The 16,938-nt window shown below is 53.0% G+C and carries 19 protein-coding genes; 11 read left to right on the top strand and 8 right to left on the bottom strand.

What is annotated here, in order from left to right; genetic code table 11:
- Nucleotides 1-123: 123 nt before the first annotated feature.
- A complete protein-coding gene (gene tsgA, locus N7268_RS03835; protein WP_260861831.1) occupies nucleotides 124-1,305 on the bottom strand; it encodes an MFS transporter TsgA in 1,182 nt (393 codons plus the stop codon).
- A gap of 276 nt (nucleotides 1,306-1,581) precedes the next feature.
- Here tsgA and ppiA point away from each other — a divergent pair, with 276 nt between their 5' ends.
- The 5 genes from ppiA to N7268_RS03810 all read left to right on the top strand — a co-directional run bounded on the left by ppiA (nucleotide 1,582) and on the right by N7268_RS03810 (nucleotide 4,918).
- A complete protein-coding gene (gene ppiA, locus N7268_RS03830) occupies nucleotides 1,582-2,154 on the top strand; it encodes a peptidylprolyl isomerase A (protein ID WP_198907111.1) in 573 nt (190 codons plus the stop codon).
- A 106-nt stretch (nucleotides 2,155-2,260) separates the two neighbouring features.
- Complete coding sequence (locus N7268_RS03825; RefSeq protein ID WP_260861830.1) at nucleotides 2,261-2,428, top strand: YhfG family protein; 168 nt, start codon at nucleotides 2,261-2,263, stop codon at nucleotides 2,426-2,428.
- Nucleotides 2,418-3,020 carry a putative adenosine monophosphate-protein transferase Fic gene (locus N7268_RS03820; protein WP_198907113.1) on the top strand — a complete coding sequence of 201 codons (603 nt, stop codon included), beginning with the start codon at nucleotides 2,418-2,420 and terminating at the stop codon, nucleotides 3,018-3,020. Before N7268_RS03825 ends, N7268_RS03820 begins: the two co-directional genes overlap by 11 nt.
- Before the next feature lie 31 nt (nucleotides 3,021-3,051).
- On the top strand, nucleotides 3,052-3,615 hold the full coding sequence (gene pabA / locus N7268_RS03815; RefSeq protein ID WP_260861829.1) for an aminodeoxychorismate synthase component 2: 564 nt from the start codon (nucleotides 3,052-3,054) through the stop codon (nucleotides 3,613-3,615).
- Between the two features lie 85 nt (nucleotides 3,616-3,700).
- Nucleotides 3,701-4,918: an aspartate aminotransferase family protein gene (locus tag N7268_RS03810; protein ID WP_260861828.1), complete on the top strand. Its 1,218-nt coding sequence runs from the start codon at nucleotides 3,701-3,703 to the stop codon at nucleotides 4,916-4,918.
- Nucleotides 4,919-4,967: 49 nt separating this feature from the next.
- Here N7268_RS03810 and N7268_RS03805 read toward each other — a convergent pair whose 3' ends face one another.
- Both N7268_RS03805 and crp read right to left on the bottom strand, forming a co-directional pair.
- A complete protein-coding gene (locus tag N7268_RS03805; protein ID WP_260863523.1) occupies nucleotides 4,968-7,055 on the bottom strand; it encodes a YccS/YhfK family putative transporter in 2,088 nt (695 codons plus the stop codon).
- Nucleotides 7,056-7,106: 51 nt separating this feature from the next.
- On the bottom strand, nucleotides 7,107-7,739 hold the full coding sequence (gene crp, locus N7268_RS03800; RefSeq protein ID WP_000242758.1) for a cAMP-activated global transcriptional regulator CRP: 633 nt from the start codon (nucleotides 7,737-7,739) through the stop codon (nucleotides 7,107-7,109).
- 308 nt (nucleotides 7,740-8,047) lie between these two features.
- Here crp and N7268_RS03795 point away from each other — a divergent pair, with 308 nt between their 5' ends.
- Nucleotides 8,048-8,452: an OsmC family protein gene (locus tag N7268_RS03795; protein WP_096759301.1), complete on the top strand. Its 405-nt coding sequence runs from the start codon at nucleotides 8,048-8,050 to the stop codon at nucleotides 8,450-8,452.
- A gap of 46 nt (nucleotides 8,453-8,498) precedes the next feature.
- Here N7268_RS03795 and N7268_RS03790 read toward each other — a convergent pair whose 3' ends face one another.
- The 3 genes from N7268_RS03790 to N7268_RS03780 all read right to left on the bottom strand — a co-directional run bounded on the left by N7268_RS03790 (nucleotide 8,499) and on the right by N7268_RS03780 (nucleotide 10,725).
- Nucleotides 8,499-9,368, bottom strand: coding sequence for a phosphoribulokinase (locus N7268_RS03790; protein WP_260861827.1), 870 nt, complete (start codon nucleotides 9,366-9,368; stop codon nucleotides 8,499-8,501).
- Between the two features lie 119 nt (nucleotides 9,369-9,487).
- Complete coding sequence (locus N7268_RS03785; RefSeq protein WP_260861826.1) at nucleotides 9,488-9,706, bottom strand: YheU family protein; 219 nt, start codon at nucleotides 9,704-9,706, stop codon at nucleotides 9,488-9,490.
- A complete protein-coding gene (locus tag N7268_RS03780) occupies nucleotides 9,703-10,725 on the bottom strand; it encodes a hydrolase (protein ID WP_260861825.1) in 1,023 nt (340 codons plus the stop codon). The genes N7268_RS03785 and N7268_RS03780 overlap by 4 nt, the downstream gene beginning before the upstream one ends.
- A 196-nt stretch (nucleotides 10,726-10,921) precedes the next feature.
- On the opposite strand from N7268_RS03780, the gene N7268_RS03775 reads away from it, so the two are divergent.
- Nucleotides 10,922-11,230 (top strand): monooxygenase, encoded by a 309-nt coding sequence (locus N7268_RS03775; RefSeq protein ID WP_260861824.1) that lies wholly within the window; start codon nucleotides 10,922-10,924, stop codon nucleotides 11,228-11,230.
- A 42-nt stretch (nucleotides 11,231-11,272) separates the two neighbouring features.
- Here the strand turns inward: N7268_RS03775 and N7268_RS03770 are convergent, their stop codons facing one another.
- On the bottom strand, nucleotides 11,273-13,177 hold the full coding sequence (locus N7268_RS03770; RefSeq protein ID WP_260861823.1) for an ABC transporter ATP-binding protein: 1,905 nt from the start codon (nucleotides 13,175-13,177) through the stop codon (nucleotides 11,273-11,275).
- 132 nt (nucleotides 13,178-13,309) lie between these two features.
- Here N7268_RS03770 and kefG point away from each other — a divergent pair, with 132 nt between their 5' ends.
- From kefG to slyD, 4 genes are all read left to right on the top strand, one after another.
- On the top strand, nucleotides 13,310-13,861 hold the full coding sequence (kefG, locus tag N7268_RS03765) for a glutathione-regulated potassium-efflux system ancillary protein KefG (RefSeq protein ID WP_260863522.1): 552 nt from the start codon (nucleotides 13,310-13,312) through the stop codon (nucleotides 13,859-13,861).
- On the top strand, nucleotides 13,861-15,666 hold the full coding sequence (gene kefB / locus N7268_RS03760; RefSeq protein ID WP_260861822.1) for a glutathione-regulated potassium-efflux system protein KefB: 1,806 nt from the start codon (nucleotides 13,861-13,863) through the stop codon (nucleotides 15,664-15,666). The genes kefG and kefB overlap by 1 nt, the downstream gene beginning before the upstream one ends.
- A 9-nt stretch (nucleotides 15,667-15,675) precedes the next feature.
- Complete coding sequence (locus tag N7268_RS03755; protein ID WP_260861821.1) at nucleotides 15,676-15,876, top strand: YheV family putative zinc ribbon protein; 201 nt, start codon at nucleotides 15,676-15,678, stop codon at nucleotides 15,874-15,876.
- 94 nt (nucleotides 15,877-15,970) lie between these two features.
- Nucleotides 15,971-16,567: a peptidylprolyl isomerase gene (gene slyD / locus N7268_RS03750; RefSeq protein ID WP_198907127.1), complete on the top strand. Its 597-nt coding sequence runs from the start codon at nucleotides 15,971-15,973 to the stop codon at nucleotides 16,565-16,567.
- Between the two features lie 134 nt (nucleotides 16,568-16,701).
- On the opposite strand, the gene N7268_RS03745 is transcribed toward slyD, so the two are convergent.
- The gene (locus N7268_RS03745) at nucleotides 16,702-16,920 is read right to left on the bottom strand and encodes a protein SlyX (RefSeq protein ID WP_198907128.1); all 219 of its coding nucleotides are present in this window, start codon (nucleotides 16,918-16,920) and stop codon (nucleotides 16,702-16,704) included.
- Nucleotides 16,921-16,938 lie beyond the last annotated feature (18 nt).

Below are 16,938 nucleotides of genomic sequence, written 5' to 3'. Positions count from 1 at the left end.
CAAAATGAAGGGGTTTACTGCGTTGTGAACTACTACTTAAGATTTTGAGAGCTACGTCGTTAGGGGCAGGGAAGTCGGGCGATAAAATACCGGACGGCGGAGCCGCCATCCGGTATGCCAGTTTTAATGCGCAGCAGGCGCGCTATGCTGGCGATGACGCGTGACGAAGCCAAGAATAAAGCACATCACAAACACGACAGCATACAACCCGTTCGCCGTTTGTAGTGCCGCCTGTGGGCCACTGTGAGCGACGATAGGACCGGTGACCACGAAGGTCAGCATGGTACCAATGGTGCCGCAGGTCAGCACGAAGTTAACCAGTTTTGGCGACGCAACTTTCGTTTGCTGAGAGCCGAGAGTAATGATGGTGGTATAAATCGCGCTGGAGAAGAAGCCCAGCGTCAGAATGAACCACGGCATATACTCAGGTGTACCGGTGATGAACAGATACATCAGAACGGTTGCCAGACCCGCCAGCACGGTCAGAATGCGCTGCAAATCGAAGAAGCGCAGAATAAAGCTGAACGCCCACATACCAACCATGTAAGACATCCAGAAGTCGCTGACCAGTTTACCCGCATCGTTCAGGCTCATGCCCAGGCTTTTGGCGTATTCCGGTACCCAGGAGATAAAACCAAGTTGACCCAGGATATAGCACAGCGCAGCGATGGACAGAAACAGAACGCCAATGCCCCATTTCTCTTTTGCCACAGGGACTTCCGGTTGCTGAGCGTGTTTGCCCAATGCCGGGAACTCACAGCCGAAAGTCAGAATGAAGATCGCAACATATACCAGACCGATGCAGGCGTAGACCCAGTACCATTCAATGCTGCGTGCTAACAGGAAGGCCGCAACCATTGGGAAAATCATCCCAGCCATACTGAAGAAGGAGTCGGTAAACAGCAGGCGTGAACCACGCTGGCGTCCTTCATACATCTGAGTGACGAGGAAAGTACCAATCGACATGGTGATGCCGCTGACCAGACCCAGCACAAACATGGCCGCTGAGAATAACGCAAGGCTATGGCTGAGCATCAGTCCGGCCACCGCCAGTACCATCAGAATAAAGCCAAAGCGCAGCTGCGTTTTTAGCGGCACAATTTCCATCAGCCACGCATTCAGAAAAATAGAGATGAGAATGCCGGCATTCAGGAAGGTGAAGGTGTTACTCATACTGGAAACAGGTAAATGGAAGTATTCTGCGATGTTTCCCATCACCATCCCGGTGACAATGACCAATGCGCCTGTCAGGGCATAGGAGAGAAAGCTGATCCATGTGAGCTTGATACGGTTGCTGTTAGTCATGACTGGCCTGTATTGAAATGTAAAGCGCATTGACAGCGCTATGAACGGGCAGATTTTAGGCGTTTTAGTGACGTATTTAAATAATTATTAGTGAATGAAGTAATCGTTACATTTTTTAATGTGATCTTGATCACTGCTTGTGGCGCGGTGCTCGCACAGCGCGTACAGTTACATTTGTTTCAGATTCGTAAAATTAAGTAAAGGGATGGCCTTGTCCTTGAAGGCTCTTTAGAATCAATTCACTTGCTTTATTTCTGCTCTTGTTAAGGAATTCTCATGCTCAAATCGACCCTGGCGGCTGTTGCAGCTGTTCTCGCTCTTTCTGCTCTCTCTCCTGCAGCGCTGGCAGCGAAAGGTGACCCACACGTACTGCTGACAACTTCTGCGGGTAATATTGAGCTGGAGCTGAACAGCCAGAAAGCCCCGGTCTCCGTACAAAATTTCGTCGATTATGTAAACAGCGGATTCTATAACAACACCACGTTTCACCGCGTGATCCCAGGATTTATGGTGCAGGGTGGTGGTTTTAACGAGCAGATGCAGCAGAAAAAACCTAACCCGCCAATCAAGAATGAAGCCGATAACGGGCTGCGCAACACCCGTGGCACTATTGCGATGGCGCGTACTGCAGATAAAGACAGCGCGACCAGCCAGTTCTTTATCAACATTGCGGATAATGCTTTCCTCGATCACGGCCAGCGTGACTTTGGTTATGCCGTCTTCGGTAAAGTGGTGAAAGGTATGGATGTTGCGGACAAGATCTCTCAGGTACAGACTCACGATGTGGGCCCGTATCAGAATGTCCCGTCAAAACCGATTGTTATCCTTTCAGCGAAAGTCCTGCCGTAATCGTATTTTACGCGGGCAGTTCTTGCCCGCGTTCTCTCCCTTCTCTGCGTAACCCCAAATTGCTGCTTATACTTGTGGCAAGTGCCGGCACATTCAGGGAGGTCACGTGAAAAAACTCACCGATAAACAAAAGTCCAGCCTCTGGGAACAATGGCGAAATGTCAATTTCCAGGCAAGCCGACGGCTGGAAGGCGTGGATATTCCACGGGTTACTCTGAGCGCGGAAGACGCACGGGTGCGCCTTGAAGAACTGAGGAGGCACTATGAGCGATAAATTCGGTGATGGGCGTGATCCCTATTTGTATCCTGGCCTGAACGTGATGCGTAATCGTCTGGGGGTTCATCAGACCCAGCGTCTGGCACAGGCCGCTTATGAATTGACGGCGTTGCGCGCGGCGACGATTGAACTGGGCCCGTTGAAACGGGGCTTGCCTCATTTGTGTGCTATTCATCGTCAGCTTTACCAGGATATCTTCGACTGGGCCGGGCATCTGCGCGAAGTCGATATTTATCAAGGGGACACCCGCTTCTGCCATTTTGCCTACATCGAGAAAGAGGGCAATGCGCTGATGCAGGATCTGGAAGAGGAGTCCTGGCTGGTCGGGTTACCTGAAGAAAAATTTGTCGATCGGCTCGCGCATTACTATTGCGAGATTAACGTCCTGCATCCGTTTCGTATCGGTAGCGGTCTGGCGCAACGTATTTTCTTCGAACAGTTAGCGATTCATGCCGGGTATGTGCTCAGTTGGGATGGCATTCAGGTCGAAGAGTGGAATCAGGCTAACCAAAGCGGTGCAATGGGGGATCTGACTGCGTTGCGGGCGATATTTCGTAAAGTGGTAAGCGAAGCCGAGGATTCTGAGTAGAATAGCGCGGTTCTTATGTACCGGAGCCGCCATGATCCTGCTTATCGATAACTACGATTCTTTTACCTGGAACCTGTATCAATATTTCTGCGAACTGGGTGCTGAGGTCCTTGTCAGACGCAATGACGAGTTGACGCTGCCCCAGATTGCCTCTCTGAACCCACAAAAAATCGTGATTTCCCCGGGACCCTGTACACCGGATGATGCCGGCATTTCGCTGGACGTTATCCGTCACTATGCAGGAAAAACCCCCATGCTGGGCGTTTGTCTGGGTCATCAGGCGATGGCGCAGGCGTTTGGTGCAACAGTGGTTCGTGCGGCGAAAGTGATGCACGGCAAGACCTCTGCCATTACGCATAACGGACAGGGGGTTTTTCAGGGACTTTCAAACCCGTTAACGGTCACGCGTTACCACTCGCTGGTGGTCGCCCCTGCAACGTTGCCGGACTGCTTTGAAGTCACTGCCTGGAGTGAAACGCAAGAAATAATGGGTATTCGCCACCGTGAGTGGGATGTGGAGGGCGTGCAGTTTCACCCGGAGAGTATCCTCAGTGAGCAGGGGCATCAATTGCTGGCAAATTTCCTGCAGCGCTGATTTGTAGTTGCTATTCAGTGATTTTTTATTCATATTTTGTGATTATTATTTCACTAGCATTTCTGCTTAACAGGGTGGTGATGACATGGCAACTGAACAAACTGCAATTACGCGCGCGACATTCGATGAAGTGATTCTGCCGATTTATGCACCGGCGGAGTTTATTCCGGTAAAAGGGAAAGGAAGTCGAGTCTGGGATCAACGAGGAAAGGAATATGTTGATTTCGCGGGTGGTATTGCAGTGACAGCGTTGGGACATTGCCATCCGGCACTGGTTGATGCGCTGAAAACCCAGGGTGAAACCCTGTGGCATACCAGCAACGTCTTCACCAACGAGCCTGCGTTACGTTTAGGCCGCAAAATCATTGATGCGACCTTTGCTGAACGGGTGCTGTTCATGAACTCCGGCACCGAAGCTAACGAAACGGCATTTAAACTGGCTCGCCACTATGCCTGTGTGCGTCATAGCCCGTTCAAAACCAAGATCATTGCCTTCCATAATGCGTTCCACGGTCGCTCGCTGTTTACCGTTTCCGTCGGTGGGCAGCCGAAATATTCTGACGGCTTTGGCCCAAAACCCGCGGACATTATCCATGTGCCGTTTAACGATCTGCATGCGGTAAAAGCCGTGATGGACGATCACACCTGCGCGGTGGTCGTTGAACCTATCCAGGGCGAAGGGGGCGTTACCGCTGCAACGCCTGAGTTCCTGCAAGGTCTGCGTGAACTGTGCGATCAGCACCAGGCGCTGTTGGTATTTGATGAAGTCCAGTGTGGAATGGGGCGTACCGGCGACCTGTTTGCCTATATGCATTACGGTGTGACGCCGGATATTCTGACCAGCGCTAAAGCGCTCGGCGGTGGTTTCCCGGTGAGTGCCATGTTGACCACGCAGGAGATTGCTTCTGCATTCCACGTTGGTTCGCATGGTTCCACTTATGGCGGTAACCCTTTGGCTTGCGCGGTTGCGGGAGCGGCATTCGACATCATCAATACGCCAGAGGTGCTGGAAGGTATTCAGGCCAGACGCCAGACATTTGTCCAGCATTTGCAGCAGATTGATGAGCGGTTTGATATTTTCAGCGATATTCGCGGCATGGGGCTGCTGATTGGCGCGGAGTTGAAGCCACAGTACAAAGGTCGGGCACGTGATTTCCTTTACGCTGCCGCGCACGAAGGCGTCATGGTGCTGAACGCAGGGCCGGATGTGATGCGCTTCGCTCCGTCGCTGGTGGTGGAGGACGCCGATATTCATGAAGGCATGCAGCGTTTCGCCCAGGCGGTAGGAAAAGTGGTGGGATGATTGTCTGATTGCCGGATCAGGCGCTTGTGCTGTGATCCGGCAAACAGCGCTAACTCTTGATGTCCCGCAGCCGTCGGCTAAGCCAGATACCGTGGTGCGGTCGCTGGCGCCATGCAACGGAAGAAATGGTGTGCATGGTGTTCAGGTGACCAATGATGCGTTGCAGATGCTGCTCCAGGGTGCTTAACAGTCCGTGGGAGAGCATTTCCGGCGACTCGAGAATGTTCACATCGCCGGAGCTTCCCGGCCCGTCATATTCCAGCCGTTGTTGACAGCGCTGGAGGGCGATTTCGCAGGATTCCAGATACCTTTGCGCCAGATCCGGCGTCAGCACCGTGTGCTCTCTCGCCAGCGTGGTCATCGCGTTAATGTGCTCGACGATAAACTGACTGTGCGTGACCCACAGTTTCATATCTGCCAGATAGTGCGAGTTAAACCCTGGCTCCTGCATGGCCTGGTTCAGAGAGTTAAATAACGTGTTGTGTGCCTGATTGACCCGCATGCGCTGATACGCGAGCGGCGTGGCCTGCGGATTGTCGCTGAGGATGAGACGGATGGCTTCCTGATCGGCTTCCAGCGCATCATGGGCATTCTTACGCAGCAGGCCGCTCTGCCATTGCGGCCACAGCCAGAGCGTACCGCCAAAGGCGATCAAACAGCCCATCACCGTATCGATAAACCGCGGGATGATAAATTGTTCCCCATTCAGCGTCAGCAGCTGCAGGGTATACACCGCCGTAACCGTAAAGCCCACCGTAGCCCAGCCGTAGTTTTTGCGGATGATCAGATAGCTGACCAGCGTGATAAGCAGCATGGCCGCCAGCGTGAACCCTTCAGGGATATGGAAGTGCAATGTGACCCCGGCAATGACCAGTCCAACCAGCGTTCCCACTGAACGGTGCAGAATACGCACCCGGGTTGCGCCGTAGCCGTTCTGTGTCACAAACAGGACGGTCATCAGTATCCAGTAAGGTTTTGGCAGATGTAAGGCGCTTCCCATCAGGCTGGCGATGCTCAACATGACGCTGATGCGCCCGGCATTGCGTAGCGCGGGAGATTTCAATGACAGATAGTTTTTCAGCGCCGGGAGCAACGGCAACCGGCGTTGTTTGTCAGCCATTAAGTCCCGGGCATACAGCGGGCGCTGGGTACGCAGTACGCGCGCAATCCGGCTAAAGTGCCAGTAGCAAAATTGCCCGACTGGGTTATCCGGGTGCTGCCTGGCGATTTTCTCCAGCGTACCGATCTGCTTCTCCATTGAGAAACGCGTCGGCAAGCGGTGATACAAAATGTCATCAGCCAGCACGCGAAGGCGAGCGGCGACGGTTCGCGCATTCCAGCGAATCACCTGTTCCGCATGGCTGCGCTCGACCAGTTTTTGTACCTCTTCCGGCTGGTGAAGACTGACTGAGATATGCTCCTGCAAATCCAGCGCTTCCTGAAAAGCCCGCAGCAGACGTTTGTATTCGTTGTTATGGTGCGCTGAAAGCATGTGCATTTGCTGATAGCACTGGGTAATGAGATCCACCGCTTTCTGTTGACGGACCAGCAACGGGGGCAGGGCTTTTTCAGGATCAATGTGCTGGGTCAGCAGACTGTATTTTGCTTCACAGTAATCGGCCAGTTCCCGGTACAGCAGGCTGAGGGATTCACGCAGCGGTTGCTCACGCCACAACCAAAACCAGAACCAATTGAACAGGCCGTACCACAATGTACCCAGCGCATAGATGAGCAAGGGCTCCCAGACGGGCATGTTTCCTGCCAGACTCAGCGTGAAAATCGCGGCAATCAGCGAGGCCGGCAACAGTCGCGCATGCAGCGGACTTAATTCTGCGGTAACGCCGAGAATGAGCGTCAGGCCGGTAAGGATTAGCGGTAGCGGAATTTCCTGCGCCAGCAGCAATTGCATGACCAAACTGCAGCCAGCAAACAGCGATGCGCCAATAATCAGGCGTTTGAAAAAACGCTTATGCGGTGTATCAAGACCGGCAATGTTGCAACAGGCGGGGACGAGGGAAAAGAGGAGCCCCAGATGAAGCTGACCAATGATAAGACCGACAGCCACAGGTAAACACAGCACCAGTGTTTGTCGTAGTGCGTAGTTGATTTCGGGGTGATAGATCAGTCTTCGCCACATCGGTGTAAACAAAAATGGCGCATTACGTGGTAACGCGCCATTACGATGGGATTAACGCGTGCCGTAGACGACGATGGTCTTACCGTGCGCGGAGATCAGATTCTGATCTTCCAGCATCTTCAGGATGCGACCAACGGTTTCACGGGAACAACCTACAATCTGGCCAATTTCCTGACGGGTGATTTTGATCTGCATACCGTCCGGGTGGGTCATCGCATCAGGTTGTTTCGCCAGATTCAACAGCGTCTGAGCGATACGACCGGTAACGTCCAGGAAGGCAAGGTTGCCCACTTTTTCGGACGTGACTTGCAGACGACGAGCCATCTGAGATGACAGGCGCATCAGAATATCCGGGTTCACCTGGATTAATTGGCGAAATTTTTTGTATGAAATTTCAGCGACTTCACATGCGGTTTTAGCGCGAACCCAGGCACTACGTTCCTGGCCTTCTTCAAACAGGCCCAGTTCACCAATAAAATCGCCCTGATTCAGATAAGAGAGGATCATTTCCTTTCCTTCTTCATCTTTAATCAGTACTGCCACTGAGCCTTTAACGATGTAATACAACGTTTCCGCTTTTTCACCCTGGTGAATCAGCGTGCTCTTCGATGGGTACTTATGAATATGGCAATGAGACAAGAACCATTCGAGAGTCGGGTCTGTTTGCGGTTTGCCAAGCACCATGCGCGGTTATCCTCTGTTATAAGCTGTCTCCAGAGCCAGAAAACGACGCTGCCTCTGGGTTGCCAAAATGTGCTTCCCGCTACCTGGGAAGGGGGCTGCTAAAAAGAATGCTGCAGCCTGTAATGTGATGTCCTCTGCATACATGCAGTACGTCTATGTATTACTGTAGCATCCTGACTGTTTTAGCATAGCTTTCGCCGTGTGTCTCCTGGTGTCTCGCTTCAGCATGACGCAGGTCGCCTTCCGTTGCGAGAATTGTTATGTGCGCGTAATCTGTCAGGAAAATTGAAACATTGGAGTTACGAAATATGCAAGCGCGTGTAAAGTGGGTTGAGGGGTTAACCTTCCTCGGTGAGTCCGCCTCAGGCCACCAAATTTTGATGGACGGTAACTCCGGTGATAAAGCGCCGAGCCCGATGGAAATGGTATTAATGGCTGCGGGTGGGTGTAGCGCGATTGATGTAGTGTCGATCCTGCAAAAAGGCCGCCAGGACGTGACCAACTGCGAAGTGAAGCTCACCTCTGAGCGCCGTGAAGAGGCGCCGCGTCTGTTCACTCATATCAATCTGCATTTCATCGTCACGGGCAATGATCTGAAAGACGCTTCTGTGTCTCGTGCCGTTGACCTTTCTGCGGAGAAATATTGCTCCGTCGCGCTGATGCTGGAAAAAGCGGTGAACATCACCCATTCCTATGAAGTGATTGCGGCGTAATACAGAGTGCCCGATAAGCATACTGCCATCGGGCATTTCTCACCGTTTACTGGATCTTTTTCCCTTCCATCAGCCGTTGCACCAGCGGCAGCATGATCAATTCCATCGCTAATCCCATTTTACCGCCCGGCACCACTAACGTATTGATATGGGAAATGAATGAACCCTGCAGCATCGCCAGCAGCCAGGGGAAATCAATCCCTTCCAGATTACGAAAATGAATCACCACAAAGCTTTCATCCAGTGACGGAATGCTCTTGGCAGCAAAGGGATTGGAGGTATCAACAGTCGGAACGCGCTGGAAGTTTATATGCGTACGGGAAAACTGTGGGGTGATGTAATTGATGTAATCGTCCATTGAACGAACGACCGAGTCCATGACCGCTTCGCGCGAATGTCCGCGCTCGCTGGTATCACGAGTCAGTTTTTGGATCCATTCCAGGTTGACGATAGGGACGACGCCAACCAGCAGATCGACATGCCTGGCCACGTTTTGCTGGGGGGTGACGACGCCACCGTGCAGTCCTTCGTAGAACAGGATGTCCGTTGGTTCAGGAAGCGCTTGCCAGGGCGTAAAGGTACCTGGAACCTGATTCCACGGAACGGCTTCATCGTAGGTGTGTAGATACTTACGGGACTGACCTTTGCCTGTCTGGCCGTACTCAATGAACGTCTGTTCCAGCAAGCTGAAATCATTGGCTTCTGGGCCGAAATAGCTGATATGTCGCCCGGCGTCGCGCGCTTTGCGGATCGCCATGTCCATTTCAGGACGGGTATAGCGGTGAAAACTGTCCCCCTCCACCTCGGCGGCACGCAGGTTTAACTGCGCGAAAATTTTTCGAAACGCGAGGCTGGTGGTGGTGGTCCCCGCGCCGCTGGATCCTGTTACCGCAATGACCGGATATTTGGCAGACATAATAACTCCATAAATGTACCCGTCATTCGTCAAGCCGGAGGTGTACTGTCTACCTTCCTGTTGCCTGATTTATTTAGGGTAAAAGTCGTTTTTTATTGTCGCCAGCCGTCATCCACGGATCAGTCGCGAAGCTGTTTCCGCGGCATAATGTTGACCGTTTCATGCAGTTCGGACCACACCAGCACGGCTTCACCTGATTGTAGCTGGCGTTTGACGTCGGCGACTTTTTGTTCGAGCGAGCGTTCATGTTCACCATAATCGGTGCCTTCACGCAAGACAAAGCTTTCAATCAGATTGTCCAACGCGTCGGGGGAGATATCTTGCCACGGTATTATCATGATGATGCCTCCAGATACGTTGTCAGCCAGTCGGGGATACGCGATTCCAGCCACATCTCAGGCCGGCGTAGCGTACCGCCAATAAATCCGACGTGTCCGCCATGCTCGGTTAACTGGTATTCCACCTGCGAGGGCAGATTTTCCGGTTTCGGGATCACGTGATGATCCATAAACGGATCGTCTTTCGCGTGAATAATCAGTGTCGGTTTGGCGATCTGATTGAGTAACGGCATGGCGCTACACTGACGATAATAGTCTATCGCATCGGCAAAACCGTGAATTTTGGCGGTAATGAGATCGTCAAAATCGCGAATGCGGCGCAAAGACTTGAGCTGTGCCAGACTCACCGGCAGTGAACCCGGATAGGCCTCAAGCTTACGCGAGGCATTGGCTTTTAAAAGATTGAGCAGATAGCGCTGATAGACGCGAGAAAATCCCTTTTCCATGTGATAGCTACAGGCTTCAAGCACGAAAGGCGCAGAGACAATCACTGCGGCATCAATCGGGATGGCGTGTCCTTCTTTTGCCAGCAGACATGCCAGCATGTTGCCACCGAGCGAATAACCTACCGCCGCGGTGGGTACACGACCAAATTCCCGCTCAAGCCAGTGTAAAAACCAGGTGCCGTCTTCGGTCTCACCGGAGTGATAAATGCGGTTCAGGCGATTCGGTTCGCCGCTGCAGCCACGAAAATGCATCACTACACCTAACCAGCCGCGCTTTTGCGCTGCTTCAATCATACCGTGCGCATAGGGGCTGTTCAGACTGCCTTCCAGGCCATGAAATACCACCAGACGGGGTTTATGCCTCGCCTGATGCGGATCTTCGCTCCATGCCAGATCGACAAAGTCGCCGTCGGGTAATTCCAGACGCTGCCAGTGGGCATCGAACTTCACTTTACGGCGGATCAGGCGCGGCAGCATTGTTTGCAGATGGCGGTTACGGATACCGCGCATGGGGACAAACTCCGCGCTGTTGTCATTGGCAATGCTGAGGTCGGGGGACGTAATTTGAGTCATAACTTATGCGATGTCTTCTTTTAATCTGCGGCTACTATACCGCCTGATGGGGTTCATGTTTATGAAAATGAGGTAAAGCACGAACTTTCTTCGCATTGTTGTTGATGTATTTCGGTTGCTGCACAAATTGCGACAGCGGCAGAGTTAACCGTGGTAGGGTGGTAGAGACTTTAGTGGACGCGCTCCAGGAGGGAATATGTCGAATACACTTTTACAAATCCATTTTAACTTTAGCGGCCCGTTTGGCGATGAAATGGCGCAACAGCTCGTGGGATTAGCGGAGTCGATTAACCAGGAACCTGGATTCATCTGGAAAATCTGGACCGAAAGTGAAAAGAACCAACAGGCGGGTGGTATCTACCTGTTTGAATCTGAAGAGACAGCGCAAGCGTATGTGAAAAAACATACTGTGCGTCTGAAAGGATTGGGAGTTGACGAGGTGGAGTATCAACTGTTTGACGTCAATGCTGCCCTGACGAAGATTAACCACGGCCACGTGGTGTAATCAGAAAGGCAGGCTCTGCAACGGGCAAAGCCTGCCAGCGTTTTAGCCTTCCTGCAGCATTTGCTCAAGTTGCTCCTGCGCATCCAGCCAGGCCATTTCACACTCTTCCAGCCCGGATTTTGCGCTCGCCTGCTGTTGCAGACAGGCCGTTAACTCAGCTTTGCGGCTTTGATCGTACAGTCCGCTGTCACCGAGCTTCTCTTCGGCCTGCGCCAACTGGGCGTGGAGTTTCTCCATCTCTTTTTCAAGACGGGCGATCTCTTTACGCAGCGGCTGCGTCAGGGTGCGCAGTTCGGCTTCGCGACGCTTCTGGTCTTTACGTGCCTGGGCACTGTTGACGATCTCTTTTGCCGGTTCATCGCTCTGGTTTTCCTGCTTTTGCACGTCGCTCAACCACTGCTGGTAATCCTCCAGATCACCATCGAACGGTTCAACTTTTTTGTCGTGGACCAGATAGAGGTCATCGGTCGTGGAGCGAATCAGATGACGGTCGTGCGAAACAACAACCAGTGCGCCTTCGAAATCAATTAGCGCTTCGGTCAGCGCCTGGCGCATGTCGAGATCCAGGTGGTTGGTGGGTTCATCGAGAAGCAGCAGGTTCGGGCGTTGCCAGACAATCAGCGCCAGTACCAGACGTGCTTTTTCGCCGCCGGAGAAGCGTCGGGTCTCTTCGCTGACTTTATCGCCCTGGAAACCAAATCCGCCAAGGTAATCACGCAGCTTCTGTTCTAACTCCTGTGGCGCCATACGCGCCAGATGCTGAATAGGTGATTCGTCAGCACGTAAAAATTCCAGCTGATGCTGGGCGAAGTAGCCGAGCTTAATGCCTTTCGCCAGACCGATTTCGCCACTGATCGGCGCCAGCTCTCCCGCTAACAGTTTGATCAGCGTTGATTTACCTGCACCGTTGCGCCCTAACAGGCCGATGCGTGAGCCAGGAACGAGGTTCAGTTTGATGGAGTCGAGAATAATATTCTCGCCATAGCCAGCGCTTACTTTCTCCATCTTCAGCAATGGATTAGGCAAGCTTTCCGGTACGCGAAAACTGAAGTGGAACGGGTTGTCCACGTGCGCCGGAGCAATCAGCTCCATACGCTCCAGCATTTTGATGCGGCTCTGTGCCTGCTTTGCTTTGGTGGCTTTTGCGCGGAAGCGATCGATATAGCTCTGCAGATGCGCCACGCGCTCCTGCTGGCTTTCATACATCGCCTGTTGCTGTGCCAGGCGAGTCGCTCGCTGGATTTCAAATGCGCTGTAGTTACCGGTGTACTCGAACATTGTCTGTTGTTCGATATGGATGATTTTGTCCACGACCGGATCGAGGAAGTCGCGGTCGTGAGAGATCAGAATCAGCGTGCCCTGATAGCTTTTCAACCATCTTTCCAACCAGATCACCGCGTCGAGATCGAGGTGGTTAGTCGGTTCATCGAGTAGAAGCAGGTCTGAACGGCAAATCAGCGCCTGGGCAAGGTTGAGGCGCATACGCCAGCCGCCGGAGAAATCGCTAACCGGACGTTCTAGTTGCTCGTTGGAAAACCCGAGGCCGTGCAGCAGGCTGGCGGCCCGCGAACGGATGGTCCATGCGTCTATGGCATCCAGCTTGCCGTGCACGGTGGCAATGGCGTGCCCATCGTTACGTTCGTTGGCCTCGTTCAGTTGCGCTTCCAACTGGCGATACTCGCGGTCACCGTCAATCACGTACTCTAATGCGGGCTGGGGAAGCGCAGGCGTTTCCTGATTTACCCACGCGAGCTGCCAGTTTCCCGGGAACGTAAATCCGCCGGCGTCGGCGCTGATTTCATTTTTCAGCAATGCCAGCAGGGTAGATTTACCGCAGCCATTTTTACCCACCAGACCCACCTTCTGGCCCGGATTAATGGTGGCAGTGGCATTGTCCAGCAAGACGCGCACGCCGCGACGAATTTGTAACGAGGAGAAAACAATCATAAGGCGCCGTATGTTCAGACTATGTTAATTTATCATTATGATAATGTAATGTGCGGGCGGTTTGCCGCACCGAGGCGCAATGGTAGCCCAAAACGTCGAAAATAGACAAAAGACATAACCGGGAGGGGGATGATGTTCCAGCCAGCGAAAGTGTTGCTGCTGTATGCCCATCCGGAATCTCAGGACTCGGTCGCGAACCGGGTTCTGCTTAAACCGGCCATGCAGCTCAGTAATGTTACCGTGCACGATCTTTACGCGCACTATCCCGATTTTTTTATCGACATCCCACATGAGCAGGCGCTGTTGTGCGAGCACGATGTGATTGTCTTTCAGCATCCGCTGTATACCTATAGCTGTCCTGCTCTGCTAAAGGAGTGGTTTGACCGCGTACTGAGCCGTGGATTTGCCAGCGGGCCGGGAGGAAATCAACTGGCGGGAAAGTACTGGCGAAGCGTGATTACGACCGGTGAGCCGGAGAGCGCTTACCGCTATGATGCCTTGAACCGCTATCCAATGAGCGATGTGCTGCGTCCTTTTGAGTTGACGGCAGGTATGTGCCGGATGCACTGGATGAGCCCCATTATCGTTTACTGGGCCAGGCGGCAAACCAGCCAGGAGCTGGAGAGCCATGCCAAAGCGTATGGTGACTGGCTGGCAAATCCGATTCCCCCAGGAGGCCGTTGATGGAAGGTTCTGATTTATTGCTGGCGGGAGTGCTGTTTCTCTTCGCGGCGGTGGCTGCGGTGCCGTTGGCATCGCGGCTGGGGATTGGCCCTGTTTTAGGGTATCTGTTGGCGGGAATTGCTATCGGCCCATGGGGATTAGGCTTCATCAGTGATGTGGATGAAATTCTGCACTTCTCTGAGCTGGGTGTCGTGTTCCTGATGTTCATTATCGGACTGGAGCTTAACCCGTCTAAGCTGTGGCAACTGCGGCGTTCCATCTTTGGCGTGGGCGCGGCGCAGGTCGTACTCAGCGCCGTCGTTTTGGCTGGGTTGCTCATGCTGACGAATTTCTCCTGGCAGGCGGCGGTCGTGGGCGGCATTGGTCTGGCGATGTCCTCGACGGCGATGGCGCTACAGCTGATGCGGGAAAAGGGGATGAACCGCAGCGAATCGGGCCAGTTGGGATTTTCGGTGCTGCTGTTTCAGGATCTGGCCGTGATCCCCGCACTGGCGTTGGTGCCGCTGTTAGCGGGCTCAGCCGATGAGCATTTTGACTGGATCAAAATTGGGATGAAGGTGCTGGCCTTTGCCGGCATGCTGATTGGCGGACGTTACCTGCTGCGGCCTGTGTTTCGATTTATTGCGGGCTCCGGTGTGCGGGAAGTGTTTACCGCCGCGACGCTGCTGCTGGTGCTGGGTTCTGCATTATTTATGGATGCGCTGGGGCTGTCGATGGCGCTCGGGACGTTTATCGCGGGCGTGCTATTGGCGGAAAGTGAATACCGACACGAGCTGGAAACGGCCATTGATCCCTTTAAAGGCCTGCTGCTTGGTTTGTTCTTTATCTCGGTAGGGATGTCGCTGAATCTTGGCGTGCTCTATACCCACCTTTTGTGGGTGGTGGCGAGCGTCATTGTGCTGGTGGTCGTTAAGACGTCGGTACTCTATTTTCTGGCGCGGCTGTATGGAATGAGAAGCTCCGAGCGGATGCAGTTTGCTGGTGTATTAAGTCAGGGGGGTGAATTTGCCTTTGTTCTTTTCTCAATCGCCTCTTCACAGCGACTGTTTCAGGGCGATCAAATGGCGCTGCTACTGGTGACCGTCACGTTGTCGATGATGACGACGCCGCTGCTAATGAAATTGATTGATAAATGGCTCTCTCGCCAGTTTAACGGCCCGGATGACGAAGATGAAAAACCCTGGGTGGAAGATGATAAGCCACAGGTAATTGTGGTGGGATTCGGGCGCTTTGGTCAGGTGATTGGTCGTTTGCTGATGGCGAATAAAATGCGTATTACCGTCCTGGAGCGAGATATCAGCGCGGTTAACCTGATGCGCAAATACGGCTATAAGGTGTATTACGGCGACGCGACGCAGGTCGAGCTGTTACGTTCTGCTGGCGCGGAAGCAGCGGAATCGATAGTGATTACATGCAATGAGCCTGAAGACACCATGAAGCTGGTGGAACTTTGTCAGCAACACTTCCCGCATTTGCATATTCTTGCGCGAGCGCGCGGACGTGTTGAAGCACATGAGTTATTACAGGCAGGTGTAACACAGTTTTCCCGAGAAACCTTTTCGAGTGCATTGGAGTTGGGGCGTAAAACGCTGGTCTCATTGGGTATGCATCCGCATCAGGCTCAGCGCGCTCAGCTGCATTTTCGCCGGCTGGACATGCGCATGTTACGGGAGCTTATCCCGGTACATACCGACACGGTACAAATCTCGCGTGCCAGAGAAGCCCGGCGTGAACTGGAAGAGATTTTCCATCGCGAGATGCAACAAGAGCGACGCCAGTTAGATGGCTGGGATGAATTTGAGTAGAGGATAACCATGGCAATCCGTAAACGTTTTATTGCAGGGGCAAAATGCCCGTCCTGCCAGGCTCAGGATTCGCTGGCGATGTGGCGTGAAAATAATATCGATATTGTTGAGTGTGTTAAGTGCGGCCATCAGATGCGAGAAGCCGATGAAGAAGCGCGCGAGCACGTTCGCAAAGAAGAGCAAGTGATAGGGATTTTTCATCCGGACTAGCGATATGCCGCAGCTTTTTTTAAGCTAGAGGGTACACGGGTGCAGAATTCCGCTACAATCTGCGCCACTATTCTTTCCATGCTCAGGAGATATCATGAAAGTAGCAAAGGACCTGGTGGTCAGCCTGGCCTATCAGGTACGTACAGAAGACGGTGTGTTGGTTGATGAGTCTCCGGTGAGTGCACCGCTGGACTACCTGCATGGTCACGGTTCCCTGATTTCTGGCCTGGAAACAGCGCTGGACGGTCATGAAGTTGGTGATAAATTCGACGTTGCTGTGGGCGCGAACGATGCTTACGGTCAGTATGACGAAAACCTGGTACAGCGCGTTCCTAAAGACGTTTTCATGGGCGTTGACGAGCTGCAGGTTGGCATGCGTTTCCTGGCTGAAACCGACCAGGGTCCAGTACCGGTAGAAATTACCGAAGTGGAAGATGACCACGTAGTGGTTGACGGTAACCACATGCTGGCTGGCCAGAATCTGAAATTCAACGTAGAAGTTGTTGCGATCCGCGAAGCGACCGAAGAAGAACTGGCTCACGGCCACGTTCACGGTGCGCACGGTCACGACCATGACCACGATCACGAAGGCTGCTGCGGCGGTCACGGCCATGACCACGGTCATGAGCACGGCGGCGAAGGCTGCTGCGGTGGTGGCGGTAAAGGTCACGGCGGCTGCGGTTGCCACTAATACCTGTCATCTTTCAACCCACGGCGGTGTTGCTGTGAGTTGAACGGTTTTGGGTATGATGAGTAGGCCGGGTAAGACGTTTGCGTCACCATCCGGCACAAAAAAAAGCGGGAGATCCCCGCTTTTTTTATATCTCAATAATGGGGTGGTGGTGTCTCTTCGGACTGCGCCGCAATATGAGATGGCTGCGTTGCTTTGAGCTTCTCCGTCAGTAGACGCAGATGATCGCGCAGTTTAGCCATTTCCAGTTCGTGTGCGGTTACCGTCACATTGAGCTCTTCAATGGTGATTTCCTGAAATGCCAGGCGACTTTCCAGCTCAGCCAGGCGAGTTTCCATTGTTGTATCCTGCATGATTCACCTCTTCTGTTA

Origin of the sequence: Citrobacter sp. Marseille-Q6884, from assembly GCF_945906775.1 — a bacterium.
Lineage (GTDB): Bacteria > Pseudomonadota > Gammaproteobacteria > Enterobacterales > Enterobacteriaceae > Citrobacter.
The sequence above is the reverse complement of the archived record's forward strand: the minus strand, read 5'-3'. Positions and strand labels throughout refer to the sequence as shown.

What these genes read in the sequence shown, in the direction of transcription:
- kefB (WP_260861822.1), top strand. Translation starts at nt 13,861, where the DNA reads ATGGAAGGTTCTGATTTATTGCTGGCGGGAGTGCTGTTTCTCTTCGCG.
- crp (WP_000242758.1), bottom strand. Translation starts at nt 7,739, where the DNA reads ATGGTGCTTGGCAAACCGCAAACAGACCCGACTCTCGAATGGTTCTTG.
- N7268_RS03810 (WP_260861828.1), top strand. Translation starts at nt 3,701, where the DNA reads ATGGCAACTGAACAAACTGCAATTACGCGCGCGACATTCGATGAAGTG.
- N7268_RS03785 (WP_260861826.1), bottom strand. Translation starts at nt 9,706, where the DNA reads ATGATAATACCGTGGCAAGATATCTCCCCCGACGCGTTGGACAATCTG.
- ppiA (WP_198907111.1), top strand. Translation starts at nt 1,582, where the DNA reads ATGCTCAAATCGACCCTGGCGGCTGTTGCAGCTGTTCTCGCTCTTTCT.
- N7268_RS03780 (WP_260861825.1), bottom strand. Translation starts at nt 10,725, where the DNA reads ATGACTCAAATTACGTCCCCCGACCTCAGCATTGCCAATGACAACAGC.
- N7268_RS03805 (WP_260863523.1), bottom strand. Translation starts at nt 7,055, where the DNA reads ATGTGGCGAAGACTGATCTATCACCCCGAAATCAACTACGCACTACGA.
- tsgA (WP_260861831.1), bottom strand. Translation starts at nt 1,305, where the DNA reads ATGACTAACAGCAACCGTATCAAGCTCACATGGATCAGCTTTCTCTCC.
- N7268_RS03790 (WP_260861827.1), bottom strand. Translation starts at nt 9,368, where the DNA reads ATGTCTGCCAAATATCCGGTCATTGCGGTAACAGGATCCAGCGGCGCG.
- N7268_RS03795 (WP_096759301.1), top strand. Translation starts at nt 8,048, where the DNA reads ATGCAAGCGCGTGTAAAGTGGGTTGAGGGGTTAACCTTCCTCGGTGAG.
- pabA (WP_260861829.1), top strand. Translation starts at nt 3,052, where the DNA reads ATGATCCTGCTTATCGATAACTACGATTCTTTTACCTGGAACCTGTAT.
- N7268_RS03820 (WP_198907113.1), top strand. Translation starts at nt 2,418, where the DNA reads ATGAGCGATAAATTCGGTGATGGGCGTGATCCCTATTTGTATCCTGGC.
- N7268_RS03745 (WP_198907128.1), bottom strand. Translation starts at nt 16,920, where the DNA reads ATGCAGGATACAACAATGGAAACTCGCCTGGCTGAGCTGGAAAGTCGC.
- kefG (WP_260863522.1), top strand. Translation starts at nt 13,310, where the DNA reads ATGTTCCAGCCAGCGAAAGTGTTGCTGCTGTATGCCCATCCGGAATCT.
- N7268_RS03775 (WP_260861824.1), top strand. Translation starts at nt 10,922, where the DNA reads ATGTCGAATACACTTTTACAAATCCATTTTAACTTTAGCGGCCCGTTT.
- slyD (WP_198907127.1), top strand. Translation starts at nt 15,971, where the DNA reads ATGAAAGTAGCAAAGGACCTGGTGGTCAGCCTGGCCTATCAGGTACGT.
- N7268_RS03755 (WP_260861821.1), top strand. Translation starts at nt 15,676, where the DNA reads ATGGCAATCCGTAAACGTTTTATTGCAGGGGCAAAATGCCCGTCCTGC.
- N7268_RS03770 (WP_260861823.1), bottom strand. Translation starts at nt 13,177, where the DNA reads ATGATTGTTTTCTCCTCGTTACAAATTCGTCGCGGCGTGCGCGTCTTG.